Annotated in this window: 29 protein-coding genes and 3 pseudogenes; 13 read left to right on the top strand and 19 right to left on the bottom strand. The window is 58.1% G+C overall.

From position 1 onward, the window contains the following. Positions 1-148: 148 nt before the first annotated feature. Positions 149-648, bottom strand: a pseudogene (locus SO140_RS20510) (IS66 family transposase); the annotation flags it as partial. A 9-nt stretch (positions 649-657) separates the two neighbouring features. Then, the gene (locus tag SO140_RS20505) at positions 658-1,356 is read right to left on the bottom strand and encodes a hypothetical protein (RefSeq protein WP_498543058.1); all 699 of its coding nucleotides are present in this window, start codon (positions 1,354-1,356) and stop codon (positions 658-660) included. A gap of 852 nt (positions 1,357-2,208) precedes the next feature. Between SO140_RS20505 and SO140_RS20500 the strand changes: the two genes are divergently transcribed. Further along, positions 2,209-2,496 carry a hypothetical protein gene (locus SO140_RS20500; protein WP_498543057.1) on the top strand — a complete coding sequence of 96 codons (288 nt, stop codon included), beginning with the start codon at positions 2,209-2,211 and terminating at the stop codon, positions 2,494-2,496. Between the two features lie 292 nt (positions 2,497-2,788). Continuing rightward, on the top strand, positions 2,789-3,085 hold the full coding sequence (locus tag SO140_RS20495) for a transposase (protein ID WP_498543056.1): 297 nt from the start codon (positions 2,789-2,791) through the stop codon (positions 3,083-3,085). 78 nt (positions 3,086-3,163) lie between these two features. On the opposite strand, the gene SO140_RS20490 is transcribed toward SO140_RS20495, so the two are convergent. Next, the gene (locus SO140_RS20490) at positions 3,164-3,460 is read right to left on the bottom strand and encodes a hypothetical protein (protein WP_498543055.1); all 297 of its coding nucleotides are present in this window, start codon (positions 3,458-3,460) and stop codon (positions 3,164-3,166) included. A 249-nt stretch (positions 3,461-3,709) separates the two neighbouring features. Continuing rightward, on the bottom strand, positions 3,710-3,982 hold the full coding sequence (locus SO140_RS20485; protein WP_498543054.1) for a hypothetical protein: 273 nt from the start codon (positions 3,980-3,982) through the stop codon (positions 3,710-3,712). A gap of 297 nt (positions 3,983-4,279) precedes the next feature. Between SO140_RS20485 and tnpA the strand changes: the two genes are divergently transcribed. The 4 genes and pseudogenes from tnpA to SO140_RS20465 all read left to right on the top strand — a co-directional run bounded on the left by tnpA (position 4,280) and on the right by SO140_RS20465 (position 6,608). Then, positions 4,280-4,660, top strand: coding sequence for an IS66-like element accessory protein TnpA (gene tnpA / locus SO140_RS20480; RefSeq protein ID WP_498543072.1), 381 nt, complete (start codon positions 4,280-4,282; stop codon positions 4,658-4,660). Next, a pseudogene (tnpB, locus tag SO140_RS20475) lies at positions 4,657-5,008 on the top strand (IS66 family insertion sequence element accessory protein TnpB). Before tnpA ends, tnpB begins: the two are co-directional and overlap by 4 nt. Before the next feature lie 464 nt (positions 5,009-5,472). Further along, a complete protein-coding gene (locus SO140_RS20470) occupies positions 5,473-5,760 on the top strand; it encodes a hypothetical protein (RefSeq protein WP_498543053.1) in 288 nt (95 codons plus the stop codon). Positions 5,761-6,065: 305 nt separating this feature from the next. After that, positions 6,066-6,608 carry a hypothetical protein gene (locus SO140_RS20465; protein WP_498543052.1) on the top strand — a complete coding sequence of 181 codons (543 nt, stop codon included), beginning with the start codon at positions 6,066-6,068 and terminating at the stop codon, positions 6,606-6,608. Between the two features lie 146 nt (positions 6,609-6,754). Here SO140_RS20465 and SO140_RS20460 read toward each other — a convergent pair whose 3' ends face one another. Next, positions 6,755-7,174 (bottom strand): hypothetical protein, encoded by a 420-nt coding sequence (locus SO140_RS20460; RefSeq protein ID WP_498543051.1) that lies wholly within the window; start codon positions 7,172-7,174, stop codon positions 6,755-6,757. Between the two features lie 1,532 nt (positions 7,175-8,706). Between SO140_RS20460 and SO140_RS20455 the strand changes: the two genes are divergently transcribed. Together SO140_RS20455 and SO140_RS20450 are read left to right on the top strand one after the other, a co-directional pair. Continuing rightward, on the top strand, positions 8,707-9,012 hold the full coding sequence (locus SO140_RS20455; protein WP_498543050.1) for a hypothetical protein: 306 nt from the start codon (positions 8,707-8,709) through the stop codon (positions 9,010-9,012). Between the two features lie 82 nt (positions 9,013-9,094). Further along, positions 9,095-10,774, top strand: coding sequence for a methyl-accepting chemotaxis protein (locus tag SO140_RS20450; protein WP_498543049.1), 1,680 nt, complete (start codon positions 9,095-9,097; stop codon positions 10,772-10,774). A 166-nt stretch (positions 10,775-10,940) separates the two neighbouring features. Here the strand turns inward: SO140_RS20450 and SO140_RS20445 are convergent, their stop codons facing one another. The 4 genes from SO140_RS20445 to SO140_RS20430 form a co-directional block, all read right to left on the bottom strand. Next, on the bottom strand, positions 10,941-11,441 hold the full coding sequence (locus SO140_RS20445; protein WP_498543048.1) for a hypothetical protein: 501 nt from the start codon (positions 11,439-11,441) through the stop codon (positions 10,941-10,943). Positions 11,442-11,443: 2 nt separating this feature from the next. Beyond that, complete coding sequence (locus tag SO140_RS20440; protein ID WP_498543047.1) at positions 11,444-11,815, bottom strand: hypothetical protein; 372 nt, start codon at positions 11,813-11,815, stop codon at positions 11,444-11,446. 505 nt (positions 11,816-12,320) lie between these two features. Then, positions 12,321-13,661 (bottom strand): LLM class flavin-dependent oxidoreductase, encoded by a 1,341-nt coding sequence (locus SO140_RS20435; protein WP_498543046.1) that lies wholly within the window; start codon positions 13,659-13,661, stop codon positions 12,321-12,323. A 40-nt stretch (positions 13,662-13,701) separates the two neighbouring features. Further along, complete coding sequence (locus SO140_RS20430) at positions 13,702-14,037, bottom strand: hypothetical protein (protein ID WP_449384069.1); 336 nt, start codon at positions 14,035-14,037, stop codon at positions 13,702-13,704. A 275-nt stretch (positions 14,038-14,312) separates the two neighbouring features. Between SO140_RS20430 and SO140_RS20425 the strand changes: the two genes are divergently transcribed. The 5 genes and pseudogenes from SO140_RS20425 to SO140_RS20405 all read left to right on the top strand — a co-directional run bounded on the left by SO140_RS20425 (position 14,313) and on the right by SO140_RS20405 (position 18,061). Next, on the top strand, positions 14,313-15,242 hold the full coding sequence (locus tag SO140_RS20425) for a TauD/TfdA dioxygenase family protein (RefSeq protein ID WP_498543045.1): 930 nt from the start codon (positions 14,313-14,315) through the stop codon (positions 15,240-15,242). A gap of 43 nt (positions 15,243-15,285) precedes the next feature. Next, positions 15,286-16,314 carry an ABC transporter substrate-binding protein gene (locus tag SO140_RS20420; RefSeq protein ID WP_498543044.1) on the top strand — a complete coding sequence of 343 codons (1,029 nt, stop codon included), beginning with the start codon at positions 15,286-15,288 and terminating at the stop codon, positions 16,312-16,314. Then, a pseudogene (locus SO140_RS20415) lies at positions 16,311-17,192 on the top strand (ABC transporter ATP-binding protein). The gene SO140_RS20420 and the pseudogene SO140_RS20415 overlap by 4 nt, the downstream one beginning before the upstream one ends. Then, a complete protein-coding gene (locus SO140_RS20410; RefSeq protein WP_498543043.1) occupies positions 17,185-17,685 on the top strand; it encodes an ABC transporter permease in 501 nt (166 codons plus the stop codon). Before SO140_RS20415 ends, SO140_RS20410 begins: the two are co-directional and overlap by 8 nt. Then, positions 17,675-18,061, top strand: coding sequence for an ABC transporter permease (locus SO140_RS20405; protein WP_498543042.1), 387 nt, complete (start codon positions 17,675-17,677; stop codon positions 18,059-18,061). Before SO140_RS20410 ends, SO140_RS20405 begins: the two co-directional genes overlap by 11 nt. Before the next feature lie 326 nt (positions 18,062-18,387). Here the strand turns inward: SO140_RS20405 and SO140_RS20400 are convergent, their stop codons facing one another. The 10 genes from SO140_RS20400 to SO140_RS20355 all read right to left on the bottom strand — a co-directional run bounded on the left by SO140_RS20400 (position 18,388) and on the right by SO140_RS20355 (position 26,063). Beyond that, positions 18,388-19,218, bottom strand: coding sequence for a hypothetical protein (locus tag SO140_RS20400; protein WP_449384074.1), 831 nt, complete (start codon positions 19,216-19,218; stop codon positions 18,388-18,390). A 364-nt stretch (positions 19,219-19,582) separates the two neighbouring features. Beyond that, complete coding sequence (locus SO140_RS20395; RefSeq protein WP_498543041.1) at positions 19,583-20,122, bottom strand: HipA domain-containing protein; 540 nt, start codon at positions 20,120-20,122, stop codon at positions 19,583-19,585. Beyond that, entirely contained in the window at positions 20,046-20,462 is a 417-nt protein-coding gene (locus SO140_RS20390; RefSeq protein ID WP_498543040.1) for a HipA domain-containing protein, read from the bottom strand. Before SO140_RS20390 ends, SO140_RS20395 begins: the two co-directional genes overlap by 77 nt. A 410-nt stretch (positions 20,463-20,872) precedes the next feature. After that, the gene (locus tag SO140_RS20385) at positions 20,873-21,133 is read right to left on the bottom strand and encodes a hypothetical protein (protein ID WP_498543039.1); all 261 of its coding nucleotides are present in this window, start codon (positions 21,131-21,133) and stop codon (positions 20,873-20,875) included. Positions 21,134-21,372: 239 nt separating this feature from the next. Beyond that, the gene (locus tag SO140_RS20380; protein WP_498543038.1) at positions 21,373-21,732 is read right to left on the bottom strand and encodes a hypothetical protein; all 360 of its coding nucleotides are present in this window, start codon (positions 21,730-21,732) and stop codon (positions 21,373-21,375) included. 92 nt (positions 21,733-21,824) lie between these two features. Further along, positions 21,825-22,415: a hypothetical protein gene (locus tag SO140_RS20375; protein ID WP_498543037.1), complete on the bottom strand. Its 591-nt coding sequence runs from the start codon at positions 22,413-22,415 to the stop codon at positions 21,825-21,827. A gap of 570 nt (positions 22,416-22,985) precedes the next feature. Next, entirely contained in the window at positions 22,986-23,699 is a 714-nt protein-coding gene (locus SO140_RS20370) for a hypothetical protein (protein ID WP_449384078.1), read from the bottom strand. A gap of 381 nt (positions 23,700-24,080) precedes the next feature. Beyond that, positions 24,081-24,263 (bottom strand): DUF3363 domain-containing protein, encoded by a 183-nt coding sequence (locus SO140_RS20365; RefSeq protein ID WP_498543036.1) that lies wholly within the window; start codon positions 24,261-24,263, stop codon positions 24,081-24,083. Positions 24,264-24,528: 265 nt separating this feature from the next. Beyond that, a complete protein-coding gene (locus tag SO140_RS20360; RefSeq protein ID WP_498543035.1) occupies positions 24,529-25,452 on the bottom strand; it encodes a nucleotidyl transferase AbiEii/AbiGii toxin family protein in 924 nt (307 codons plus the stop codon). Then, entirely contained in the window at positions 25,449-26,063 is a 615-nt protein-coding gene (locus tag SO140_RS20355) for a type IV toxin-antitoxin system AbiEi family antitoxin domain-containing protein (protein ID WP_449384583.1), read from the bottom strand. The genes SO140_RS20360 and SO140_RS20355 overlap by 4 nt, the downstream gene beginning before the upstream one ends. Positions 26,064-26,142: the final 79 nt, after the last annotated feature.

Below are 26,142 nucleotides of genomic sequence, written 5' to 3'. Positions count from 1 at the left end.
CTACGTCGCGGGCAATGCGGGCTATGGAAATACACGGCATCGAAAATATCGTTTCTTAGGTCGGCGCGGAGCCCGTTTAAGGGTAAGCCTTAGCATCCGGTGAGCACCGCGGCGAGTTCACTCGCGCGGTAGCTGATCCCGGGCATGGTCAGGCGGCCTGAGTGGTCTGCGCGTTGCGCCTACGCCAATTCCACGGCAGCAATTCGTCGAGCCTTTGGACGGATGCTCGGCGATGCGAGCGAGAACGTCGGCCAGCCAGGCCTGCGGATCAATATCGTTCATTTTCGCCGCGACGATCAGGCTGTACATCACCGCGGCCCGCTCACCGCCACGGTCCGAGCCGCAGAACAACCAGGATTTTCTGCCCTGGGCGATACCGCGTACGCCGCGCTCGGCGGCATTGTTTGACAGGCAGATGCGGCCATCGTCGAGGAATCGTGTGAACGCGATCCAGCGCTTGAGCATGTAATCCATGGCCTTGGCGACATCGTTGCCGCGCGAGAGTTTGGCGCGCCGCTCAATCCAGGTCTCCAGATTGGCGACCAGCGGCGCGCTGAGCTCCTGTCGAAGAGCCCTGCGCCTTTCAGGAGTCTGTCCGTTGATCGCCCGCTCGATCTCGAACAGCGCCTCAATCCGGCGGACCACTTCCGCCCCGGATCAGCTAGAAGTTTTGCCGCTATCCTTAGGTGTTTGGGAAGGCGTTTGCGCCGGATGGAGCGAAGTAGGAGCGGCTGGAGCCGTTGGTAGCGCAGCCGGCGCCTCGGGACTTGGGGACGGCGCGCTCGGCAGCTTGGGGAGTTCTGGCAATGGGGTCGTTGCAGGCTTATCGAGATTGAGACTGCTCAAGAACTCAATATTTGCAGCTGCAACGGCCGTCTTAATGCGATCCAACTCATCTCGGACATTTTTCGCCGACAGTCGAGCAAGATTAGTCAGGAGATCGCTGGCGACAGCCTTATTACCCTGTTGATTTGCCTTTATCACGTCGACCAGCTGGTCATTGTAGTTGGCTTGAACTTTACGTATTGTCCGGTCGATGGCTGCCGCTGCGACAGTCTCGGTCATCATCCGCCTGTAATTGGAGAATAGCTGGTCAAGCGCAACGGCTACCGAAATCACGATTCCTAGGATCACCTTATCCACGCTAAGGGTGGCGACGGCCAATCCTCCAAACAAGGCAATTCCTTTGAGAACTACCGCAAGGTAATAGCGCCATCGCGCGTGTTTTTCATAGCTAACTTGAGAGGCCTTCGCTTCGTTTATCGCCTCATCCAAGATTTTCTGCACGTACTCAAGTACATCACCTTTCAAATTACGTAGAGGCTCTACCGCGCGGGTTTCCGTCTTGGAGGCCATTGTTAGGCCTCCTGATTGACGAAAAAAGAGGATGAGCTCCCACGATCAACTACCGTCAATCGAAAGTCGCGAGTATCGCCGGTAGCGTCCTCTACTGTGACATGGAGTTCGCCTCCACCTGCCTGGTCGAAGGTGCTTTGATCCGCAGTGATGTCGATCGCCGCGCCACTCTTTAAGGCAATCGTTCCGCACGAAGGACACGCTTTGTAACCCGGGGGAGGCGGAGCATTCGTGAAGCATTTGATCGCCACGGTCATAGGAGCGTTGGCGAATGCCTTTAGCGATCGCCTAGCGCCTGATTGTATCGGACTTACGTCAAAGATAACTTCACTAATCATGATGATCTCTGACTGTTAGGAACGACAATCGCGTCGTCCGGGTTCAAAACAAACTAAGGCGAACATAAAATTTGCCGCCGGAATCGAACGGTGTCAGTCAGGGTGCAGAGCGGGAAAAAAGATACAGAGGGTTGCAAACGGTGTCAACGGGTGGAGTTTCAGCTGCCAATTTTGCTCCAGAGATAGTCGGCGTGCGCACAAGCCTCCCAAGCTCTCCACAACGTGGGGTGTTCATTGCGTAGAATGGCGTCTCTCCGCGAAAGCAGACATCAGCCCAACGATGTCCAAACAGTTCGGCGGCGAGCCCGTCGCCTAGTCGCATCTACAAGGCTAAAGAGGCCACTCCCTACACCCCTCCGTAAGGCGGGTGCGCGGAGAGCATGCGATAGTATGAGCAGCACGGCCTCGTGCGAGCGTGCTACAGTAGAGGCGCTCGACGGGACAATTGCTCGGTCATGGCGCGGTCGACGAACTCGAGTGCGGGCCACAAGGGCTATGTCGCGGTTTTCAAGAGTTGGATGACGGCATACGTCAATTCTGCGAACGGACGAGCATGGGCTTAGAGCGGTGCACTGACTTCGATGCCAAAAGACAGTTTGTAGCCGATCACGTTGAAAAGGTCATCTATTACCGGGATATGGTCACGCTTATCGGCTCCGTTCCAATGGAGCTGAAGCAGGCTCGGCTGATCACCGGGAGCACAATACCGTTTCGCATCGAGGGACAGATTGACCGGGCCATGCTGCGGAGCCTGCCGAGGAGGAAAAGGAAAGTGGGCATGGCCGGACAGCTCGATAAATAGAAATAGACGCCGCGCTCCCCGGCGACCGCTGACCCCGAGTGAGGCCGGGAATGGTCCCCTCGCGAAATGACGAAGTCTTTGACCCAACTCACAATTCCGCGCTCATCCCCCCAACGGAGATGCTGACACGGTATGAGGGGGTGCTTCGAGGGATGTGTCCCGGGGTGTCTGTAGGGCTTAAATGCGAAATGCGCTCCGGGGGTCAGGGACAGATATACCGTCCTCAATTCGGAGGTACTCGTCCGAGGACGGCCGTCTTGCGAGTTTATCCGGTCTGTAGCTGACTGTCGGTATGGATATCCTTACTGATAGTCGCCAGATGCGTCGCCTTGAAGTTGTGGAGACTGGTCGGCGTCGGCGCTGGTCGGCTGCCGAGAAGCTGCGGATTGTCGAGGAAAGTTTTTCGGGTCCGCGGCTGGTGTCGGCGACAGCACGGCATCACGGGCTTTCGAAACAGCTTCTGTTTTCGTGGCGCAAGGCCTATCGCGAAGGACAGCTTGGCACGATGACGATCTTTTATTTCGTGGCACGCACCGAAGAGGCATCTTTAGTAATTGGTCGAAAGAAAAGACTGCGCTCGATCTCCTGATATTGAAAAGCGGTCATGAAGTTCTTCCGTGGACGCTCCACGATCTGCGGCGGACGCCACCACCAAGCGGACGCATCTCTAAATCCATTGCTTGGGCAATGTCAGATCAGGACGGCGCTGATGGATCGCTCCCATAAGCTTCCGGATATCGGCCCCCACAAAGTGCTTCAGCGACACATCGATAAATTTTCCTGCGTCAGCGTGTTTCGCGTAAATTACTATTCGTCTCATGGGCCGACTGAAAGTCACCAGGGTCTGCACGTCTGAAGTTTCTTGGATAACATCTGTAATCTCATCAGTTTTTATTTTTGTCAGATTTCCGGCGACCGCTTTCTGAATTATCTCTCCATTGTTCCAAGAGATGCGATACTGCATGCCAAACCATGTGTTGAACACAACAAATGCCCAACCAAACAAAGTATATAGGCCAAATGTGTCGTGAGAAGTAAGCGCGTAGTAGAGCCCGTACGTCGTGTATAACGACGTAATGATAACTAACCCCCAGTATGGTCGGAGGCTACGTCGAAGCACGAACGAATTTGAATCTTGATTGTTATGGTCTCTTTGCATTTTGTTGTTGCGGCGCACTCACCGATGCGCGCGCGATGTCAACTATAGCGCCGCTTAATAGCGCAAGAACCCGATCAAAAAACAAAGGATCAAAAATACTGCGACGCCCCCGCCCACCTGATTGGCGAGCTTTTTGCCGCTTATGAAAAGAAGTCCGAAATACAGGCCAATTGGCAGGAAGGCTGTGGTAAAGAGCGCCTTTGTCAGCAGCGGAATATTTTTATGATCTATCTCTGCACCACTAAGTTTGAAATGATAGAAAAAAAATATGAAGGCAATTGCTGCCAGGAGCATTATCGCGAGGCCCTTCTCGTCTTGCGATTGCATAACTACTTTTGAGTGGATCTGTCAGCTCTACCTCGAGCAAAGTCAATTACGCCACTACCAACCGTTCTGTAAGCATCCGACGCTTGTGAGCCTACGGCCGATTTCACAGCTGTGTTCACCGACATATTCCTGATTGTACGTGAGCGTCATCCAGGGACCACGCTCTGAGAGCTAATCTGGTCGGTTAGGAAGATCTCGTGGACTGAATCATCACGAGGTCTCGCCATGTCTAAGGATAGCCGTAAGGATAGCGATAGGGATAGGCATACGCCTATCCTCAAGGATTTTTCTGACACGCTGCAGCGTGTAGAGATCATCACTGGGGCCGGCCGGCGCCGACGCTGGTCGGCCGATGCGAAGGCGGCGATTATCGCGGAGAGTTTTGCGCCGGGTGCAAGCGTGTCCGCGGTCGCGCGGCGACACGACATCAGTCCAAGCCTGTTGTTTCTGTGGCGTCGTCAGAGGACGCGGGTGCAGGTCGCGGAGCACGGGGCCGGAGACGTGCCACCTGGCTTTGTGCCGATCGCGATCACCGGCTGCGGGGGCGAATTGCCGTCGCGCGAGGAGCAGGCGGCAATCGAGATCGAGGTCGGCGCGGTTCGCATCCGTGTCAGGGGAACGGTCGACCGGCGGGCGCTGTGCAAGGTGCTGGCGGCAGTCGGGACGGTTGGCCGATGATCGGGCTGCGACCCGGGTTGTCGATCTGGATCGCGACGCAGCCGGTCGATTTCCGTCGCGGGATGGACTCGCTGGCGATGCTGGTGAGCGAGGCGTTTGGAGCCGATCCGTTCGACGGCGGACTTTTACATCTTCCGCTCCAAGCGCCGAGATCGCGTGAAGATCCTGACCTGGGACGGAAGCGGCCTTGTCCTTTACTACAAGAGAATCGAGGGGCAGTTCACCTGGCCGCCGATCAAGGAAGGCGTCATGCCGCTATCTCATGCTCAGCTCTCGGTGCTGCTCGATGGCTCAGACTGGAAGCGTTTGCCGATGCGTGTTGTGGATCAGCCAGCACGAGCTGGTTGATCTGAAATGGACCCGCGAAGCGGGACCACTTGAGCGCATCGCTAAAAATATGCGTTGACGGAGAGTGCATTGCCGGGGAGGAGTTCTAGCAGCTGTGATGCTAGGGGGGGAGCTTAAGGAGCCTGGTCTGTTGCGACCGGTAGATTGCCATTCACTCTGAAAAGATATCGGAAGCGTCCCCCTCCCCGGAATTGTTCGCGCGAGCGCGGCCACTTCCGGACGAGCGAGGTCCGCGATCACGCGCCATCGCCCTATGATCGGCGTTGGAAAGCATGCGATCAAAAAACAGTATCCGCGAGTAGCGGCTTACAATGTAAAAAAATTCAGCCCTCAAGCTGTTGAAGAGACACACTCCCGGATATCAGCAACGGCTTACTTTTCGGTTTTAGCGAAGCTCTCTATCTTGCCGGGGTTCTCAAAATCAATCATCTCGGTTCCGTTCCATCAATACAGCGGGGCCGGCAATGACTGAAACTTTCCTTCCGAATTCCCTGTATGCGATCATCGTTGATCGCGCGACCAAGGTCGCTGGCAAGGGCGATGTTAAGCTGATTGAGATCGCTATGGGGCCGCTGCTTCATGATCGCCCGGGTCTGGCGCGGCGTCTCGCCGATCTGGAGCCATGCCCGGCCAGGGGCCATGTGACGGATAATGAGGTCAAGGTTTGTCTCGGTCAGTTTGGCAACTATTGGCCCAAGGCGATCTACGGCGACGTGTTGCTGGCTAGCGTCGAAGCCTCAACCGTTCGCTGACTGCGGAAAATAATCCTATTCTAGATTGTCCCCCGCGCTTAGATTGCGCGGGGGATTTTTCATGCGAAAGACATTGCTTTTAGGCTGCCTGACGCTTGGCGGGTGCGCGGTAAACACCGTCAACACCCCGCCCACTGTGGACATATGGGGTGTTGATCAAACCAGATATCCGGATCTCGCGGGCTTGCCAGGAACAGGCCCGCAATGGCGGCTGGATACAGCTTGGCGCGCGTGTGGGTCGCTGCTTAGAAGAGCGCGGCTATCGGGTCACTCAGCGGCTGAGTTAGATTGTGGGGGATTTTACTATGCCGGGAACACCGATCGATGCTTGGGCATCGCCCGAACAACTCAGCTCATCAGCGGACGAGGTAGCCAAACAGGCGATTCAAGATACCGCCCGCCACGAAGAGCAAATCGTCAAACTGGTCCTGTTCCAAGATGACCGCGCGCTGAGAGTTCTGGCGGTCTACGTGCCAGTGATAGTCGCCCTCACCACCGCCGCAATCGCTCTACAGCAGGCGCACAATCTGACGCTCTATGTTGGCTTGATGATTGGGGGAGTAGCCTTCAGCTTGTTCCTGGGATGCGTCAAGGCAGTCATGGTGCTGTGGCCTGCCCCCATTTACTTGCCTTCCAGAAGGCCGGAATTTTGGAAGTGGGCGCTCCAACACGATATAGCTCTGCACGCTATGGCGAAAGCCTACGTAGACATTGCAGACGATACCGTTGCACACAATCAAAAGCACAACGCCTACGCGTCGGCGAATTTGACCGAGGCATACCTATGCGGCATCGCGGCTCCGTTTGTCGGAGCCGCTTTGATTTGGATGGCCTATTGGTCCCGCTGACTACCCCCGGGGCATCGGCCTGGGAGGCGGCGGCGGCGGGGGCGGCCTCGGAATACCCTTCTGGACCGTTGTGGGAGGCGGCGGCGGGGGTGGTGGTGTCTTTCCCTGAGACATAGAGCGGAATCCCTCCTGCAGTTGAGCCCTAACTATAACGTGATTCCACGGCCCGCAGCGCGAATTTGGTTTGCATCGGAAGTCAAAAGCACAACGGTGAAGCGGAAGTGTCCATTCTCGTCGACATCGGCAATCACCCGCGAGTAGATGCCGGGCACCGGATTGGTCGGATCGACGACGTCGGGCGTATTGGAGCTGGAGACGTCGACTGCGCCGACCGGCGCGAGATACCCCGTGAACGAAACGACGCTGTGATCGAGCGACAGGTTGAGGGCAATCTCTGACCTGGACGGGAAGCTTGTGACCATCTGGTCCTTGTTGGCGGTGGTGCCGCGCTCAGTGCTGTTCGGGACCTCGAGCGATTGCAGGTGATCGCCGTCGAGCCGCAGCTCGTCGAGCATGATCTTGGCGGTGATGCCGAAGGAACCGTCGACCAGAACGTTGTTGAACACTGAGGATAGGTACCATCGGCGGTCGCGGTGACGCAGTTGGGCGCCACGCAGTTGGGCGGCAGTTGGGTGATGCCAGGCGTGATGGCTAGGGCCCCCTGCGCGCGCTGGCGCGGAGGGAGCGCTGTGGAGGCGAGCAGCGCGATCGCAAGGCCGGGCTTGAGCGAACGCCCGGTCAAGGGGCGCAATGCTTGAAGGATCATTGTCATTATCCTGGTGTGAAATTTGAGCGATGCGAGGGCCGCGTTAACGTCGCTGCGGCGCGCGCGAAATCTGCGCGCGGTCTGTTACAGCAATGCGAACGAGGTGCGACGGTTGGCCGGAGCATCTGGTCACGGCCGCCCGCTCGCGATGTCGCTCAACCGACCGCGACGTCGTCAAGTGTGACCACTTGGCGGTCGACAACCAATACCGCAGGGGTCACTGGAGAGGCTGGCCGGATGCAGGATTTGGGCGCGAATGTACGATTCGTTGCATTTAATCGATTGAACGAAGCAAATTGTGAAGCCTAGACGACGCACTCAGGTGAGAAATGACAATGATGTTCGTTTGGTACAACTTCGGTCGGGGCAAAGCGGATGGGGATAATGTTTGAACGTGATGGTGACTTGATATCTCAGCTTCTGCTTTACATGATCGTTTTGCTTATTCTTGCGTCTCTAATGATTGTTGCATGGCAGCTTGCCTGATGATCGAAACCGTATCGGCGCGCGTTGCTCGCCCAGTTGCGCTAGGCAAAGCGTGGGCGCTGATGATCGGCACCGGCCAGAGGTGCCGCGGTGATGAGGCGCGACACTGCTCGGACAATGGCGATACGATCGGAGGCTTCGCACCAGCGGAAATGGACGAGCGGAAGCTGCGCAGGACCCTTTGATTGAACGAGGCCCGGAAATGGAGGCAAACCTCGTGATCTAGGCGCGCATTGCACGCTTCGACCGCACTCGACCTATCATCTCGGCGATATAAAGTGAATATCCCAAATCGACTGTTTTGCTTTCGTCGAAGGAATGCCGACCTCGATTCGCGTTTTCTTGGATCACTACAAGAGAGTGCGGGTCAGTACTGAGTGCCGATACCAATGATCGGCGATCCGGCTCGCTGCCGATGGAAATTTTCGAATATTTTTCTTGTGTGTCTGTTCGTCTGTGATGGGATCAATCGCTCGTAGAATCCCAAGTGGTTCTTCGAATCCGCCGTGCCTGCTCTTTTCCTTTCATGTTGCCTGCTATCCTGAAGAATTTCCGCGCGGCTTGGATGTCTCGCGCAGAAATTCAACTAGCTTGCGCAGGTTGCGGTCCACAGCCTTGACCGACCAAAGTAGCCGATCGTTTGTGGCGCGCTAGCAGATCACGCGCATTTAAAGAAGTTTGTTAACTGACGCCGCCCTACAACCGAACCAATACGCAGTCGCTACGTGTGCATTTCGACACATCGGCGGATCCAATCGCGTAACTGCAAAGCGCAGAACTGCGGACGCAGTTTCATCGAGGTGCGAAATGCTCAATGTTGTTGAGTTTCGCCGGCCGGATGCACCGGTGCAGGTCGATCGTGGGCCGACACGAATAAACGTTACCGGCAAGCGCGGCGCGCGGATCGTGAAGTTGCGGGTGCCGATGGCATGCGATCCCGATAGACGCACAGATCAACGGCTCGAAACCGTTCAAGCGAATGCCAAGCTTACGATCGATCACGCGATCGCCGCGCTCGAGCAGAACCATCATCAGATGCGAGCGGTGATACAAAAGATTGGCGACGCTTCAGCGAGGGCCAAACTGGAAGCTGCTCTCAATCTGATTGAGCAAGACCTCGAACTCGCAAAACTCAAATCTTCCAGGCTCTAGCCGACGTTCCTGCCGGACCGTCAGCTCGCTACACAAGAACATTCGAAGCAGGACTATCTCTCAATATTGGAAAGTCATAGCAGTGCTTGCAAACATTAAAATCGCCGCTCGGCTCATGATCGGTTTCGGATTGCTGCTTATGATGACCGCCGCAATCGGCGGTTACTCGGTCAATGCGTCCCGGAGCGCGAGCAGTTCGTTGGCAACTGTTGTTCGTCAAAAGAATCATGTGGTCGAAGACGAGCGCATCGAAAAGTATGTGTTTGAAGCTCGGATGCATGCGTGGATCGCCTTGGCAACTGACGATCAATCGCATTGGGCGAAGGCGGCAGAGGGCTACAAGAGGGCCTTTGCGCAGCTCGATGAGCTCGCTGCCGACACCAAGGACGTGGGTCGCCTGGCCAGAGTTAGGGACTTGAAATCAGCTGTCGCGGACGATGCAGCGAAGGCGCTTGGCCCGAAAGACTACAGAGGAAGAAACGGTGCCCTCGATACCGCCGAAGCGAAATCCGCCGTAAGTTCTGCACTCGCGGCTGGACGCCACGTTGACGAGCTCGCAGAGCCGCTCGCAAACGATTACGAGAAGGCTTCGAAAGAGACTGTCTCGAAGGCCGAAGACGACCTTCAATTGGGTGTGACGATTGCCCTGGTTCTTGGCGCCCTTAGTATGCTCCTTGGTGTAGCCCTCTCAGTGCTTACGTCGCGCAGCATCAGTAAGCCGATTCGGGAGCTGACGGCCTCGATGTTGGACTTGGCCGAAGGCAATTTCGATGTTGTGCTCTCCGGTCTTGGGCGCAAGGACGAAATCGGCGAAATCGCCAGTGCGGTCGAACGGTTTAAAGTGAAGGCGGCTGAGAAGGCGAAGGCGGAGGCCGCGGCAAAAGTGGACCAGGATCGGATCGTCGCCGAGCAACGAAAGGCCGACCTGCGCCAGGTTGCCGATGCATTCGAAGGTGCAATCGGAGAAATTGTCGACACCGTTTCCTCTGCGTCCACGGAGCTGGAAGCATCCGCGGGCTCACTGACCAGGACGGCGGAATCGACCCAGCGGCTGTCGATCGCCGTCGCATCGGCCTCCGAACAGGCCTCCGCTAATGTTCAAACTGTCGCGTCGGCCACGGAAGAAATGTCAGCTTCAGTGAACGAGATTAGCCGGCAGGTGCAGGAATCAGCGCGTATTGCCGGTGAAGCCGTACGACAGGCCCAGAACGCTGACGAGCGTGTGTTGTCGCTCTCCCATGCCGCCGGCAAGATTGGTAATGTCATCGAACTCATCAACACCATCGCGGGTCAAACCAATCTTCTTGCCTTGAATGCGACAATCGAAGCAGCACGCGCCGGAGATGCCGGCCGCGGTTTTGCGGTCGTCGCCTCCGAGGTGAAAATACTGGCGGAGCAGACCGCCAAGGCAACCAAGGAGATCGGCGAACAAATCACCGGGATCCAGTCGTCGACGCAAGAGTCGGTCGCCAGCATCAAGGAAGTAAGTGGCGTTATCCGCCGCATCTCGGAAATCTCTTCGGCCATTGCCTCGGCCGTGGAAGAGCAAGGCGCCGCCAATCAGGAGATCGCCCGGAACGTGCAGCAGGCTGCAATCGGTACAAATGAGGTCGCCTCGAATATCGCAGAAGTTAACCGCGGAGCGGGCGAGACTGGCACGGCATCGACGCAGGTACTTGCTGCCGCCAGATCCTTGTCTGAGGAGAGCAATCGCCTCAAGCTGGAAGTGCATAGATTTCTCGCCACGGTCGGTGCGGCTTAGGACAGCGTTGGCGCACTTAAAGGCGAAAAAGCAGCGGTCGAGAGCGATGACCCTCGTTCAATCCCAAGGGCCCACGACCTTGTGCAGATTGAAGCCTTTAACCAGAACGTGCTGAGAGGGTAGGCTTGAAGAGCTAGTTGCCTTCCAACGACCTTGAAGGCCGCCGCTATTTAGGTGCTGGTAGTTGTTGTTGAGGTGCCTGAAGACCGGGAAATGAGTCAATTGGTTGGAGGCCGTGTCGCTGTTTTATAAATTCCATCGGCAACTGCCGATGGTATTCAATCAGCTCTGGCGGACACGCCTTTCCTAGTTTTTTGATCTGATCTGCGACGAACGCTTGATGTTCCAAAAATAAGCGCTCTTTCCGGCGGTCGCGGCGTTCAAACAACATATTCTTCGGACCTCGCCAGAGGATGGTGCCCAGTGTGATTCCCAAAACGCTGCCTAATGTCAGGCAGATGCCCTGCGAAGCGAACGTATGTACTTGCAAGGAAATCGCGTACCCACCTATTGCCCCGAATACGCCGCCCAACGTTCCCACCAGCGTTTCGGAGGTCCTCTCCGCCAAGCGCTCAGAGATTGTTGACAAGGTGCTGAGAAACGCGCCCGTTTCGCGGGAGATGTTCTTTAGATTTGAAAGGGCGCTTCTTTGCCTAGCGGCCGTCATGTCTAGTAACCATCGCGCAAGCACTCTTCGGCCTGCGAAATGGCGTGATCCTGAGCATGGAGGAGGATATTCGTCTTCCAAACCGCCTGCAGAGCGCTGAAAGCACCGAGAATCAACTCAACGACAACAAAGGCTCCAAGAAGTCCGAGAGAACCGCCGAGAAGGTCTAAATGAGAGGTAAAACCATCGCCGAAACGAAGTTGCCAAAATATGTAGCCTGCGATCGCAAATGCGACAGTGAGAGCGGCCAGCATAAACATCCAGAATTTCATGCGCAGCATATGATGCGATGAAACGAGTAAGCGCCGTTCGAATAGGTTTATTTGAAGCTGGGCGTCAAGCTCTTCCAAGCTATCGTCTGGATCGACTTGCATGTTTTGGTCCAACGAGGCAGAGACGTACAATGAATGCCCAGCTTGCAGGTCGCCGGAGCGTTTCGCTAGTGGCGTAGATCATTGCCAACCCGTAAGGCGTTCGACCGCGGATGTGATCTCATCCGTCCCTCGCCCAAGGCTGTTAATGGGCCATTCGCGACATATTGCAAAGCTGCACGACCTCAGTCGCTTTGCGAACAAAGCAGGCATGGCCATATCGTTGCGCCCCGCCAGCAAACGGCCGAGCAAACAATTCCGATGGTGGTTGGGTGGGAAAGGACTCGGGAGCGAGTGCTTCGGGCCACGCTCGCAGAGCGCCTCGAGCCACTCCGCAAGTGCGAGGTCGGACCGGCGCATCGCGAATACTCGTCAAAATCTTAAGCCGAGGCCTCCGCCGTGCGCTATTGCGCGCGAGAGCAGAAATCCTGCATGCCTGATAAGAAAACGCACGATATCAGCGCGGATGCCGACCTAGCTAGATGCCAAACGAAGAAGAGAGAAGCGGTCATGCGGTTGCTTGGATGCGGCCGGAGAACAAGCTGTTTGGACGGTCAAGGCCGTAGTGCTCGCGCAGGGTTGTGCCCGTGTACTCGTGACGAAACAGGCCGCGTTTGCACAGGATCGGTACGACCTGCTCGGCGAACAGATCAAATCCTCCCGGCAGCCATGGTGGCATGACGTTGAAGCCATCGGCGGCGCCATTTTCGAACCAGGTCTGGATATTGTCGGCGATCTTCTCCGGCGGACCAGCGATGACCCAATGGCCGCGCGCACCGGCGAGGCGCTGCACGAGCTGACGGATCGTCGGGTTTTCGCGAGCGACGATGTCGACGATGAGCTTGAAGCGGCTTGCGACGCGATGCGCACCATCGATGTCGATCAAATGGCGCGGGAAGGGGCCATCGAGATCGAAGCCGGTGAGGTCGAGCCCCGTCATCTGGCGGAGCTGGGTGAGCGAGAATTCCGGCTGAATCAGCCTATTGAACTCTTCCTGGAGGCGGTCGGCTTCCACTTGCGTGCTGGCGATGAACGGAGAGATGCCGGGCAGGATCTTGATTTGATCCGAGCTGCGGTCGAATGCGCGTGCCTGGCGCTTGATGTCGGCATAGAATTCCTGCGCGCTCGCCAACGTCTGGTGCGCGGTGAAGATCGCTTCCGCAAAGCGCGCGGCAAAGGCGCGTCCGTCCTCGGACGAGCCAGCCTGGACATAGACCGGCCGGCCCTGCGGCGTCCGCGAGATATTCAGCGGACCGCGCACGCGGAAGTGCTTTCCGATGTGGTCGATCGTGTGGATCTTGCTGGTGTCGGCGAAAATGCCGGAGACTGGGTCATTGACCAGCGCGTCGTCTTCCCAACTGTCCCACAGGGCGGTGATGACATCGAGATATTCCCGCGCCCGCTCATAGCGTTCGTGATGCGGGGGGTGCTCGGGCAGCCCGAAATTCTGGGCGGCCTGCGACGAGCTCGTCGTCACGATGTTCCATCCGGCCCGCCCGCCGCTGATGTGATCGAGCGAAGCGAACAGCCGCGCGAGGTTGTAGGGTTCGGTGTAGGTCGTCGACGCCGTCGCGATCAGGCCGATGCGCGTCGTGGCCGACGCGATCGCGGTGAGGAGCGTGATCGGCTCCAGCCGGAAGCGTTGCGCGTAACGGACGTTGTCCGATAGCACCGGGCCGTCGGCGAAGAAGACCGCGTCGAACTTGTGGGCTTCGGCGCGTTGCGCCAGCTCCTGATAGTAGGTGACGTCGAGAATGCGGTCGGTCGTCGAGGCCTTGTGACGCCAGGCGGCCTCGTGATGACCGTCCGGATAGATGAAGAAGTTCAGGGAAAGCTGCCGCTTGCTCATGGTCTGGCTCGCAAATATTGGTCGTCGTCGGATCGCGGCCTCACCGGGCGCGCGTTAAACCGGACTCTATGTCGACGCTCGCAAAGCTGTCGATGAAATGAATTTGCGTTGTTACCCGCGAAGCGAGCATGAACCCTGTGAGCTTGTCGCTGATCGGAGATGAGTGCGTTCCTGCCGATGGGGTAAGGCGAATGAATCGGGTCTTTCGCGGGTCGGTTGGCCTGATTTTCCCTATGATCGCGTGCTCGCGGCGCTCGCGCGGACGACATGATCGCAAATATTTCCATCTCCGCGTGACCAACGAAGCGATCATTGCTCGCTGCGGAAAACAAAGCTGGTTTCGTTTCATTGACTGGTCCGCGATCGCTTTTACCATCTGCTGGGTCCAAGCAAGAGTCGTTCACCATGCGGCAATCCGATCCACACGTCGTTCGCAAAGGAGCCCGGCCGATGGCGCTGTGTGCGCCGTGTCGCGCTGACGCGATGGTGGAGAGCTGTACCGCCGGGATCCGTGTGCCGCGAACGGTCTAGCCAGCAACGTGATCCCCTAGGACCAAATCCAAGAAACCACCCATCCAGTCTCCCCGCCGACCCAGCTGTACGGCGCACGGCGGAGCTTTGTTCAGAAATTCAAAACGAGAGATCACGATCATGAGCAACGCGACCACCATCGACAACGTCATTCCGCGCGCCGATATCGTCAAACGTGCCGCCCGGCTCGGCGCCGAGATTCGGAACGTCAAGCTGTCCGGCGATATGTCCGACGACGTCATTCGCGCCATCAACCGGGTGCTGCTCGAGCACAAAGTCATCTTCTTCCGCGACCAGGGGCATCTCGACGATGTCGAGCAGGAGCGATTTGCTGTCCGGCTCGGCAAGCTCGTGCCGCATCCGACGGTCGGTGCGACCAAGGGAACGTCATCGATTTTGGAACTGGACTCCGGCCGCGGCGGTGGCCGCGCCGACCAGTGGCACACGGATGTCACGTTCGTCGATGCCTATCCGAAGATCTCGGTGCTGCGCGGTGTCGTGATCCCGCCCTATGGCGGCGATACCCTGTGGTCGAACACGGCGGCCGCCTATCTCGACCTGCCGGCGCCGCTGCGCAAGCTCGCCGACGAGCTCTGGGCGATCCACAGCAACGCCTATGATTACGCCGTGAAGACGCGCGCGAGCGAAGCGGACCGCAAGCACTTCGACGAGGTGTTCACCGGCACCATCTACGAGACCGAGCATCCGGTGGTGCGGGTCCATCCCGAAACCGCCGAACGCACGCTCGTGCTCGGCAATTTCGTGCAGCGCTTCGTCGGCTTGCCGAAATATGACGGTCAGAAGCTGTTCGACCTGTTCCAGTCGCATATCACCGCACCGGAAAACACGGTGCGCTGGGCTTGGCAGGCGGGCGACGTCGCCATCTGGGACAACCGTGCGACCGAGCACTACGCGATCAACGACTACGGCGATCAGCATCGCATTGTCCGCCGCGCCACCATCGATGGCGAGGTGCCGGTGAGCGTCGATGGTCGTCACAGCGTCACGCGCATCAAGGCGCCGAAGCCGCAGACGGCAAAGGCTGCCTGATGAAGGCTGCTCGATCTCCGCATCATTGACAGGATTTGCCAAAATGAACGCTTCGTTTGGATTTGTTCGTGCGCGGTTGCTGCTCGCGGGCGCTCTGGCGCTGGGCCTTGCAGCTCCGGCCTTCGCCGAGCCGCCGCTCGACAAGACCGAGATCCGCTATCAGGGCTGGGCAGGGCAGGTGAGCTTCATCGAGCTCGCCGACGACCTCGGCTATCTCGCGCCGCTGAAGCTGAAATGGGTCGGCAACACCATCAGCGGTCCCCAGGACATCCAGACGGTGGTGACCGGCGATATTGACATCGGCGGCGCCTTCTACGGTGCGATCCTCAAGCTGATCGCGGCCAAGGCACCGATCAAGGCGGTGGTCGGTTATTACGGCTCCGATGCCAACACCTATTACGGCTACTACGTGAAGGACGACAGTCCGGTCAAGACGGCCCGCGACCTGATCGGCAAGAAGGTTGCCGTCAACACCCTGGGCGCGCATCTCGAGTTCGTGCTCCGCGAATATCTGGCCCGCAACGGCCTTTCCGCGAGCGAGGTCAAGCAGTTGACGCTGGTGGCGATCCCGCCGGTGAGCGGCGAGCAGGCGCTGCGCCAGGGCCAGGTCGAGGTGAGTGCGCTCAGCGGCGTGCTGCGCGACAAGGCGCTCGAGCGCGGCGGCATCCGCTCGCTGTTCAACGACACCGATCTATTCGGCCAATTTACCGGCGGTTCCTATGTCCTGCGTGACAGGTTCATCAAGGACAATCCCGACGCGTCGCGCAGGCTGGTCGAGGGCATTTCGCGCGCCATCGCTTGGGCGCAGACGACACCGCCGGAAGAGGTTCGAGCGCGCTTCGACAGGATCATCGCCGAACGCAAGCGCAATGAGGATGGCTCCTCGATCAAATATTGGAGGAGCACCGGCGTGGCGAGCAAGGGCGGCGTGATCTCGGACGCTGAAATCCAGGTGTGGATCGACTGGCTAGAGAAGGACGGCTTGTTCAAACCGGGCCAGATCAAGGCCTCCGATACCTATACCAACGCGTTCAACTATTTCCGCCCTGGCAAGACGGCGGAGGCACAATGACCCAAGTGAAAACCAACCAGGTCAAGATCAGCTTCGAGCGCGTCCGCAAGGAGTTCGTGACGCGAGGCGAGGGGGGCGGTCCGGCTGGCCGCTTCACGGCCCTGGAGGACATCGCGCTCGACGTCCGCACCGGCGAATTCCTGGCCCTGGTCGGCCCAAGCGGCTGCCGAAAATCCAGCCTCCTCGATCTGCTGGGCGGACTGACGACGCCGACCAGCGGTCGGATCCTGCTCGATGGCCAGCCGATCACGGGACCCGCGCGCGACCGCGGCATCGTGTTCCAACAATACGCGCTATTTCCCTGGCGCACTGCCGCGGAGAACGTCGAGTTCGGGCTCGACATCGCCGGGCTCAAGGCGGCGCAGCGGCGCGAGATAGCGCGGCATTTCCTCGATCTCGTCGGCCTGTCTGGCTTTGCCGGCCGCTATCCGCACGAGCTCTCCGGCGGGATGAAGTAGCGCGTCGCGATCGCGCGCAGCCTTGCCTACGATCCGGAGGTGCTGCTGATGGACGAGCTGTTTGCCGCGTTGGATGCACAGACGCGCGAGACACTGCAGACCGAGTTGCTGCGGATCTGGCGCGCGACCGGCAAGACGATCGTCTTCATCACCCATGGCATCGACGAGGCCGTGGTGCTCGGCCAGCGCGTCGCCGTGATGACCTCGCGCCCGGGCCGGATCAAGCAAATCATCGACATTCCCCACGCGCTGCGAGGCGAGGTCGATGACTTGCGCTCGCTGCCGGAGTTCGGCCATGTCAGGCACGAGGTCTGGAGCCTGCTCCGCGATGAAGTGCAGAAGGCGCAGCAGGGTCAATTGAACGGCGTCGTCGCCACGCGTCGCGTTGACCGTAACGTGAAGGAGGTTGTGCATGTCTAGCCTTGAGACGCTGACGCTGCTGGAGCTCGAGCACGGGCGTCCGAGGTCCTTGTCCGACGTGGCACGTCGTCCATCGCCGATCGTCGACCGCCTTCATGCTGCCGTGCGCTCCCTCAGTGCACTCGGGCATCGCTCGCTGCTGCTCATTGCGCTGCTGTCGGTATGGGAGGCAACCCCGCGACTCGGCTTGATCGATCCGGTGTTCCTGCCGCCGTTCTCGGAGGTGATCGCCGCGGGCTGGCAGCTCGCGCAGACCAGCGAGCTCTACGACGACGTGTCCGCAAGCCTGCTGCGTGCCCTGAGCGGATTTCTGATCTCGGTTGCCTTGATCATCCCGCTGGGCCTTCTCGTCGGCTGGTACGCGCGGCTCGGCGATCTCCTGAACCAGTTCATCGAGATCTGCCGCAACACCGCGCCGCTGGCGCTCCTGCCGGTGTTCATCCTGCTGCTCGGAATCGGCGAGATGTCGAAGATCACCATGGTTGATCTATAGCTGCGCTTGGCCGCTGCTGCTCAACACCATCGGTGCCGTCAAGCAGGTCGATCCACTCCTGATCAAATCGGCACGGACGATGGGCGCGAGCCCGCAGCAATTGTTCCGCAAGGTCATCCTCCCGGCGGCGCTTCCGACCATCTTCGTCGGCATTCGCCTTGCCAGCGCGTCCGCCATGCTCGTGCTGGTCGCCTCCGAGATGGCCGTTGCTAAGGCGGGGCTCGGCTATCTCATCATCAACAGCCAGTACAGCTTCCTGATCCCGCAGATGTATTTCGGCATCCTGGGCATCACGGTGATCGGGCTGGCGTTCAACGCCGTGCTCGAGGCGCTGGAGCGGCGCTTCATGCGTTGGAAGGCGCCGGTGGTGGCATGAGCCGCGGGTCCGACTGCAATCGTTCAAATGGGGAGATGTGACCAATGACCACTCAAATCCACCGCGCCGAGCGCAGGCCCGCACCAAGCGAATCGGTTGAATATGACGCCGACGTGCTGGTGCTCGGTGGCGGGCCGGCGGGCACTTGGGCAGTGGTGAGCGCGGCGCGCGCGTGGTGCTCGCCGACAAGGGATTCTGCGGCACATCGGGCTTCAGGCACGAAAGCCAAATGTTCCTGCTGAACACGGTAGCCCTCCTTACGCTGACTGCATTGCGTTCTCTTTCCCGTTCAGCCCGGTGACAGGCAAATTGTCGTGGGTTTCGCGTTACCGGCGGCTAGCCGACGCGTCATGCACGCAACGCGCCCAGTTCGAATCGTCCGCGGCCGATCGTCGAGCCCCTTGGTTGCCGCTTGGACCGGCGATGTACGGATTCGGTTCGCTGGCCGTCCGATACTCGTCCAGATTCCCACCGCGAAACAATACCTCAGTCTCTTCCATTGGTGTTTTGCTCAGTGCCACCATGAGGTCTATATCCGCATCTATTATCTCGTCCCTATCTTGGACGTCCATTCGGAGCGAAATGCTGTTGATGATCCCTTCGGGCGTCCAGATGGTCGCCCTCGGTACCGTGTAGCTATACAACGTTGTCGCGTTATTGGCGATTGCCCTCGCCCAATGGTCTCGTGAAACGACCAGTTTTGAGGCGTCCTTGACCAACGAGACGAAAGGTGAGTTCGTCAGACCGCGCATGTGCCGTCCGGCCGTGCGCGCCAGATCCAGAGGATATTGTTCCAGAGAATGGCTAACGGGAGAATGTTCGCGCGCCAGGGTACGTACGTGCGATATTGCGTTCGTCTTGTCTTCCGTGCGTGGCTTGCAATGGCTGGCATCGTTCTGAAAACGCTGCAGCTTTACATACGACGATGCCACTACGTCGTCGAAAATGCCATCGCCATCGACGCTGCTAGCCGAGGACCCTGTCGCTGTCGACCATTGAGCTGATCGCTGCCCGGCCAGCTCGATGTCGTTCCTAAGCGCCCCAACGCTCGCGCCGGTCAGTGTTGCGGCAAGCTGAGCGCGCGCCTTAACGAATGACGAGGCTCTGCACCGTTCCCCTGCCCGAATCGCGCGCGCTCTCACGTCGCCTTCCGTCACTGCCGGGGGCAATCCAACCTCGGGTGCCATCAACACAGAGGGCGAGTGTGCTGGTGAGCTGGGCTGTGGACTCGTGGTGCTCGGTTGTTGTCCCGCCGGGTCAGTTGAGTTGGTATTCACCTCGCCCCTTTTGGACATATGCACTGGCATTGTCAGGTCTCCCGTCGGCGATGCCGGATACCACCGCGCATTCGCGCTTTCCGGGGACAGCAATTTGGGTAACGCTCGTGCCATCCTCCCCAATGAGAAAGCTAATTCCGTGCCAAGGATGTCCGCCCCCTCTAAAGCGGCAGATCACACTTGAAAGAATTCGCAGCTTTGGACAGTCGCTTCCTTGATCCTGTGGTTCATGCGCTCGATCTGGTCATTGGTCTAGGGAAGCGGCCGAATCGATGTTCCTTGGATTTGCGAGCACGTTCTTTGCATTTGCAAATCGCCCCTGCTCGCCAACCTCCAGCGCTAGATCACGATGTTCCTGCGAAATAACCGGCGAGGGCGTCAGATCATAAGCTGGCGAAAGCTGCCAAGTCCGCTCTTTGGCTACCAGCGCGTGGTTGCGAAGATGATCATGCAGGTTGGAAGTCAGCGCATTGAACGTCATGCGTCGGAAAAGTTCTTTGGCATCCCTTTCAGGCTCCTCCGTGACCCGGCGCATCTCCTCTGCCATCAATACGTAGGACCAGCGGTCGCGCATCTCGACGGCTTCATCGGCTCGCAGAACGGTTAGTCCGCTAATCATCCGCGAACGCGTTATCCCTTGTCCGTCTTCGTGCGATCGAAGCGCTTGGCGAGAAACGTCCTTAGCACCGATGCTGATAGTGCGGCTCTCAACCACGCGAAAGACCGCAAGCCTTGGCCAACTCAAGCATCGCGTGCTCGACGCGCGTGTTGTTCCAGCGGTCATCGGGGCGGTTGAATTTTGCGATCCAGAGACCGTCGTCCTCTACGACAGCTTTCGGACGGGCTCCGCCCATGGAGGTGCCTAAGAGCATCAAGTCCTGAACCTGTGCGGCTTCCTCGGTTTTTACATCTTGCTCATGCATCAAGGCTTCGGCGATTTCCTGAAGCTTTGCGAGTTCGGGCGTCTTATTGAATTTGCGACGTGGTGCCGGAGGTTGTTGGCCAAGTCCAAAACCAGCGCCCCCGTCGTCGGCTGAGTTCAGGAGGTAATCGAGTTCACCTAGCTGAGGAACTCCGGCATGCTTCTCGATGATACAACGACCCCAGTAGTCACGGGTCTGCATCGCGCAACGCGCCAAAGATGCCATTCAATCGGCCTGTTTCGTAAGTCTCGCCCGATAGCTTAAGCTCGACGGGATCAATTGCGACCGCATCTCCTCGTGAGAGATACGACTTGCCGTAGACGAAGCGGCCCAATGCATTGCCACGGCGATCCTTGGCGAGCTGGAAGCGGCCGGCGGTTATCGCCGGTTTGACCGGGCAGCGTGATGTAGACGAAGCATTCGGTGTTGCCTTTAGCCTAGGCCAACCGGCCGAATGGCGAGATTTTAGAAGTTGGTTAGACGGAAACGAGCCAACAAAAGTCGCCGTTACAGGCACGTCTCTCATTGCGCAAAGCAAGCAGCTGTACGAGGCCTGGTCAAAGCAATACGGCGTCCGAAACTCCTTCTATCGCTTCACGGACGAGGTGCTACTACCTGACGCGTTGCAGCGGCTGCTCGCTGGCATCGAATACCTGATACTCAGCAATCCTCCTACGATCACCCAACAGAATGGCGATGACGATAAAAAGAAGAGGTGGTTGTTTGAGGTGCGCAATCTCTTTACTCATGGCGCGCAGGTGAATAAAGGCTTTCATCCTGAAAGATTTGGACCGACGCCACTCGCGCGGCAAAGTAAACAATACCGGTTCGGACCCCACTCCTGGGAGGTTATTTTTGTGGAAGTTGGCCAAGGCGTGTCATTGAAGCTGTTCGGTGCGGCCTTGCCACTAAGATTAGGAGATATTCAGCCGACGCCTTTGACGTACTTAGCTCCTGGTCATCAGATTTGCATTCAGGCGTTGGATCCCCCTCGGTTCTGTCGTTCATCTGGTGAAGCACCCTATTCGCTTCAGGCGAAGTCGTGTCGGCATGGCTCCAATAGCCCTGGCGAAGGCGATGGAATACAAAAAGAGTGCGGGCTATCCGAGACTCAATCGAGCCGTTCAATGACTTCCGCCGGTACGTGCGAGAAGGCGAGCGCAAGCGACGCATGGTAGCGGTGCACGCCTGCACGGACCCGATAGCGCCGTTGGCCGGAGTCAGCTAGCTCGACGAAGATTGCGGGAAGCGAAACGTCGTCCCGAATGCCGATCAGAATGCGTATCATTCGATCATGCCGAAAACCGTTGGCGTCGAGCGGATACCCTGATCTGCGCAACGGTACTTCAATATCAACCAGTGCGATGCACTGATGCGGATCATCACAACGATAGGCGTTTCGCGCCGGCCCAAAATCCTGCACGCCGGCTTCTTCCAGCCATTCCGACGGAATTATCATGGACTCGGGCATAGCAACCTACGGGCACGGGAGTTCTTTTTTTGGTGACGACGGGCATTCCACAATCCAAACCGCACATCATACAGCATGCTGGCTGTTCGTCCTCACGACCCGTCTTTGGAAAGTATGTGCGGGTCGGGTGTGAAGACGAGGGCGCCGGGCATCGCAGGTGTGTTGGGCCAAGGAAAAGCGGATTCAGGAAAAATTGGAATTGCGGAAGATTCGTTGTTGATTGCATTCGCAAGCTGGCGACCGAATGAAATGAATGCTTCCATATCGTCAGCTACTTGTCGTAGCTCGCTGAGCCTCGGAACAGCCATCACGGTATTGCCCCGCTTGGACGTCTTGAACAGCACTGTGTGTTCGCTTCCAGTCCAAGCTAGATTGGAATGCATTAAGTGATTTCGATTGTCCGTCAGAACGGCCGAACCTTTGAAAAAGTGTTCTACGAGTTCGTTGGCTTGCTCGGTCCACTCATGTCGCGGTAGCATTTGCCGCGCGAAATATTGGCAACTTGCAGTGCCAATCTTCGAGGCTATCTTTGTTGCTGCATCCACACCGCTTCCCGTCACTGTAGCCAGCATGAAGATTATCACCGACTCAAGTTCAGCGAATTTGATGCTCACGACGCCCATTGCAAATATGCTCTTGCGCGGACCGATTGGATAGGCGGGCCAACCGTCGACTGCTTCCATGCTACTGCCCGTCTGACATTTGCACTTCTTTTTCAGCGACCATACATGCCAGAAGCGCTTCACCTTTATTCCAACTCACCTTCTTTGCTTCTTCAATTCTGTCGTGGCATTTCCTGCAAATGGCCACTAAAGGTGAAATGTCGTCACCGGATAAGACCCTCGGCCGATAATCCCTGTGGTGAACTTCTGTTGCCCGCGAAGGACAACACGCGCATTCGTAGTCCGCCGCAGCCAAGACGCGCTTCCTAATTGCGCGCCATGTCGATGTCTTGTGATAAGCTTCGTAGTACCCGTCTGGCAGCCAGCCAGCGAAGGCGACTAGGAACAGGTCAGGGTCGCACCTCTTCGCATCACATCTCCAAAAGAAGCTAGCAAACGAGCGACGCTGGCTTTCGGGCCATGTAGCTGGGTAGCGATCAAAATACTCGCGACATTGCGCGTCTGTCGGCTCTGGATCGGGTGGGATAGCTGGTAGTGGCATTGTCTGCTCTGCTTTCTGCACATTCGCGGCAGCGGGATACAACTACCGCTCTGGCCGCCAACAGTGCAGCCGCATGTCGCTTCGTCGTCTCATCGCGCGTGAGCTTCCGCAATATTGGGTACAGTTTGCAGTCGCCGCCCCCTCCACGTCTTGTCAAAAAGTAGCTGGACGAACGATGCTGATGGCCACTCACGAAGTATCTGACGTCGGTCAACTCGTAAAAAGCGGTATTGATCTTCCGAGTGCAGGCGGAATACAGCGCCATTTGGCGCGGTGCTATCGATAGTTGTCAGGTCAATCGACATATCTTGCAAATCATCGACCGGAACCTTGACTTCAATTCCACGACTGAAAAGTGCAGCGGTTCCTATTTGCGCTGGCCGCCCCCAAATCGAGATGCGCCCTTGGATCGCAGCGTCTCGCAGAGATTCGTCAATGTCATCCTCTAAGAGATGGTCGGCGCGACTGTCACTATAGTAGAGGCGACCGATCGACCACTTGGATCGAACATGGATGTAGCGGAATGCCTCGCGCAAATCCCAATCAGGGCTTGGATCAACGGGAAATTCATGATCCCTGACGGCTCGCCAAATTTGGGGAAGCAAGAACGTGGCGACCGAAAGTCCTGCAAAAAATGCGGCTAGCAGTGGATGTGCTGCATGAGTTGTCCACCAAGACTCGACAGGTGCGATCAACTTCAATGCCGCTCCCCAATCTTTGGGCGGAGTGAAGTCAAAGAAAAAGGATAAGACGAACCCAACTATCGGCAGCGCGCTGCCGAGATGTTTCAGCTTAAAGCGCATATGAGTGTACCTATCGGATTGTCGCCGGACGCAAGATCTGATCGGATTGCGCCGACTCACCCAGTTGCTCTCATCATAGTCCATAAGCAGCGCCAAATCTCGGCCCCCCTAGGGCGGCCGGATCGGCGCAACCGCATACGGCACCGACTTGATTGCACGTTCACTGAACCGTTTGGCAACCGCATCGCGGTCCTCACCCGATCGTCGACCGCGCCCCATCGGCGCCGGCAACGCGCTGTCTTAGAAGCGAAGCGCTCTGCTTCGATCCCGTCAATTGCACGACGAACTCAGGCCGGCGGCGGTCCGGCCCAATTGATGGCTGCAGGCGCCGTTCACTTTATTCCGGCCTACAACCTCCCTGTCTACGCTTCGCAGTGGCCGTTACCGGACACTTCCACGCCTGATCAGTTTGATCCGGCGCTGGCTGAAAGCAGGTCGCTCAGAGGCTGCGCTACAGGCTGAGCCCCGGTTTCTTCCAAATGTCCACTCGATGCCACCGTCGTCGCGCTGAAGGCCGCTGATGTGCTGGCCAATGCGCTTCTCGAGGAGGGGTTGCCAGGGCACAAGCTGAAAGCCAATCCCCGTTGTCGATCACGGCGAAGCGCCGGCTGACGAGACTGGCGATGCCAGCGCGGCAGCCATCTACGTACTCGCCGCAAGTGCGTCGGGCCGCGCTTTCTTGCCATCTGTTGGCCACACGATCGGCCTCCTGTCGCTCAAGAGTCGCCATAGTGCCGACAGCACATTCTTGAGTTCGTCTGGTGGACGTTGCAAGGATCTGCGAGCGAACAATGCCATGACGTCGGTCTAGGCTCGCCTCCGTTTGCATTTACTCCCAGGCGCTGCGGTCGGGGTTCCAGCGACCGCTCGCGCTCTCAGGCAAACCGAGAGCGGTGAGTATCGGCTCGAAGAATCGACGCAACTCCGTCAATAGCTCATCGAATGGCGGCGGCGGCAGTGTCGGCGGGTTGCGGCGCAAAAACCCTGTCCAGAGCGCTTGTTTGTCCGCCATCTCAGCAAACTGCGGCGTCAGCGCCACCGGCGTCTCCGTCGGCGCAGTGGTCTCCCGCCTTTGGAGGGTGCCGGCGATGGCCTCGACCAAAGTAGAGAGGTCAAAAGGGAAGGTGCGCGCCGTGACCCAGATGTCGTGGAAATCTTTGATCCGGCCATTCGTTTCGCCGAAGCGAAGCATCGCTTCGAATTTCTCTGCCACGACGGTCTCGGGCGGGTACATTAGAACGTCGGCCGCAGGCAGATCGGACAGCAGGCTGGGGAAATTCTTGCGGCTGGGCGCGGGATAGACGCGGTCGCCAAAGCCGATATCCACCTGGACAGGAATAACCGCCGTACCCAAGCGGCCACTCAGGGTCAATCGAACGCCTTGGTATTTTTCCTCCTCGCGGACTTCCTCCACCCGCAAGGTGGACGGGTCAAAGATGATGCCGTCGGCCGGCATCTCGACCTGGCAGATGCGGGTGAACAGTTCGGTGATGGCGCCAGGGTCGGGATCTCCATGTCCGAGAAGGTCGAGATCACCGGTGGGCCGGAAGACTTGTTCCGGCCAGGTCACGAAGAGCATAGCGCCCTTGAGGATATATCCCTCTCGCGCTTCGGTCTGGCTCAATCGGAAAAGTAACCGCTCGATCGCGTAGCGCGTGAGGATTCGCTGATAGTCGTCGCCTTGCGCTTTAGCATGATTGAGGAGGCGCTGGCGGATCGAGGCGCTGGTGTTTTTGAGAGGTTTGGGTGTCATTGCAGCGCTTTGAGATAGGGACGGATACGCTCGGCCACGCGATCGATCTCGGCGTATCGCAGAATCTCGGCCACCGTCGTCTTCCGCATGCGGAGCGCATCGCGCAGCGCCTCGATGGCGACATCCTCACCGATATGGCGTCGATGCTTGAAGCAATCGGCGATGGTCTTCGCCACGCCGTAGATCGGAACGTCGACACCTTCAACCTGCACATGCTCGACACCGGCCGTGAGCACCTCACCGGTCGCCCGAACGATCTCGAGCGGCAGGCCATCGGCCTTCGGGGTCCTGGCTTTGTGCGGTATGGTCAGCCAGACGGCGTGAGGGAGTTGGGTCGTCAGCCCATGGTGGCGCAACGCGCTTGCAAGGCTGACGACGCCATTGGGAACCGCCCGCGCAGCTTCGGCAAGATTATGGGCGATGTCTTCTCCTGCTCGTTCCGGATCCTGGTAGAGTCCCCTTCCGAGCCGAACGAGTTCCCCGCTGTCCGTCAGGCGCTTCAGGTAGATCAGCGGAATGCCAGCTGCCTTGAAGTCGCGCGCGCGGGCGATGCCTCGATCCTGGACCAGGCTGAGGGCACGCTCGCGATGATTTATATGACGTCTCGTCATCTTGTTATCTTTTGTCGGCAAATATTAAATATTGCCGACGATAAAGAATATTTTGGAAATCGCAACTGACGTCATATAT

It is taken from the genome of Bradyrhizobium sp. UFLA05-108, assembly GCF_059803455.1.
Note: the sequence above shows the minus strand (reverse complement) of the source record. Positions and strands in the feature narration are given on the sequence as shown.

What these genes read in the sequence shown, in the direction of transcription:
- SO140_RS20380 (WP_498543038.1), bottom strand. Translation starts at nt 21,732, where the DNA reads ATGCCCGAGTCCATGATAATTCCGTCGGAATGGCTGGAAGAAGCCGGC.
- SO140_RS20490 (WP_498543055.1), bottom strand. Translation starts at nt 3,460, where the DNA reads ATGCAGTATCGCATCTCTTGGAACAATGGAGAGATAATTCAGAAAGCG.
- SO140_RS20505 (WP_498543058.1), bottom strand. Translation starts at nt 1,356, where the DNA reads ATGGCCTCCAAGACGGAAACCCGCGCGGTAGAGCCTCTACGTAATTTG.
- SO140_RS20360 (WP_498543035.1), bottom strand. Translation starts at nt 25,452, where the DNA reads ATGACACCCAAACCTCTCAAAAACACCAGCGCCTCGATCCGCCAGCGC.
- SO140_RS20440 (WP_498543047.1), bottom strand. Translation starts at nt 11,815, where the DNA reads ATGCAAGTCGATCCAGACGATAGCTTGGAAGAGCTTGACGCCCAGCTT.
- SO140_RS20370 (WP_449384078.1), bottom strand. Translation starts at nt 23,699, where the DNA reads ATGCGCTTTAAGCTGAAACATCTCGGCAGCGCGCTGCCGATAGTTGGG.
- SO140_RS20390 (WP_498543040.1), bottom strand. Translation starts at nt 20,462, where the DNA reads ATGCAGACCCGTGACTACTGGGGTCGTTGTATCATCGAGAAGCATGCC.
- SO140_RS20410 (WP_498543043.1), top strand. Translation starts at nt 17,185, where the DNA reads ATGTCTAGCCTTGAGACGCTGACGCTGCTGGAGCTCGAGCACGGGCGT.
- SO140_RS20425 (WP_498543045.1), top strand. Translation starts at nt 14,313, where the DNA reads ATGAGCAACGCGACCACCATCGACAACGTCATTCCGCGCGCCGATATC.
- SO140_RS20485 (WP_498543054.1), bottom strand. Translation starts at nt 3,982, where the DNA reads ATGCAATCGCAAGACGAGAAGGGCCTCGCGATAATGCTCCTGGCAGCA.
- SO140_RS20445 (WP_498543048.1), bottom strand. Translation starts at nt 11,441, where the DNA reads ATGACGGCCGCTAGGCAAAGAAGCGCCCTTTCAAATCTAAAGAACATC.
- SO140_RS20495 (WP_498543056.1), top strand. Translation starts at nt 2,789, where the DNA reads ATGGATATCCTTACTGATAGTCGCCAGATGCGTCGCCTTGAAGTTGTG.
- SO140_RS20435 (WP_498543046.1), bottom strand. Translation starts at nt 13,661, where the DNA reads ATGAGCAAGCGGCAGCTTTCCCTGAACTTCTTCATCTATCCGGACGGT.
- SO140_RS20355 (WP_449384583.1), bottom strand. Translation starts at nt 26,063, where the DNA reads ATGACGAGACGTCATATAAATCATCGCGAGCGTGCCCTCAGCCTGGTC.
- SO140_RS20420 (WP_498543044.1), top strand. Translation starts at nt 15,286, where the DNA reads ATGAACGCTTCGTTTGGATTTGTTCGTGCGCGGTTGCTGCTCGCGGGC.
- SO140_RS20430 (WP_449384069.1), bottom strand. Translation starts at nt 14,037, where the DNA reads ATGGTAAAAGCGATCGCGGACCAGTCAATGAAACGAAACCAGCTTTGT.
- SO140_RS20375 (WP_498543037.1), bottom strand. Translation starts at nt 22,415, where the DNA reads ATGGAAGCAGTCGACGGTTGGCCCGCCTATCCAATCGGTCCGCGCAAG.
- SO140_RS20465 (WP_498543052.1), top strand. Translation starts at nt 6,066, where the DNA reads ATGCCGGGAACACCGATCGATGCTTGGGCATCGCCCGAACAACTCAGC.
- SO140_RS20395 (WP_498543041.1), bottom strand. Translation starts at nt 20,122, where the DNA reads ATGACCGCTGGAACAACACGCGCGTCGAGCACGCGATGCTTGAGTTGG.
- SO140_RS20470 (WP_498543053.1), top strand. Translation starts at nt 5,473, where the DNA reads ATGACTGAAACTTTCCTTCCGAATTCCCTGTATGCGATCATCGTTGAT.